Here is a 257-nt window from a genome sequence, read left to right on the forward strand (position 1 = left end):
TCCCCACTTCTTTCTGTGAATTTTCTCTATCTTTTTCCCAAATCGAAAAATATGTATTAAGCCAGTATTGTTACTCCAACTCGTTCAGATGGCTCCTCATACTCCATTTCTAAAATAGGATAATCAACTTCTTCTCCGTCATCAAGTGTTATTCTTGTCGGACGTTGATAATATATATTTGTTAATAATTGTTTAGCTGCTTCTGAATACCATCTATCAGCTGTCGGTTTTCTCCCAATATTCATATCAATATGATA

1 protein-coding gene is annotated in these 257 nt (G+C 33.9%); it reads right to left on the bottom strand.

Annotated features, from left to right (window positions below; genetic code table 11):
* Positions 1–56: 56 nt before the first annotated feature.
* Positions 57–257, bottom strand: a 201-nt coding sequence (locus tag KVT27_RS25330) for a hypothetical protein (RefSeq protein WP_217582244.1), incomplete at its 5' end; no start/stop codon positions are given.

Origin of the sequence: Lysinibacillus sp. GbtcB16, from assembly GCF_019091145.1 — a bacterium.
Lineage (GTDB): Bacteria > Bacillota > Bacilli > Bacillales_A > Planococcaceae > Lysinibacillus > Lysinibacillus fusiformis.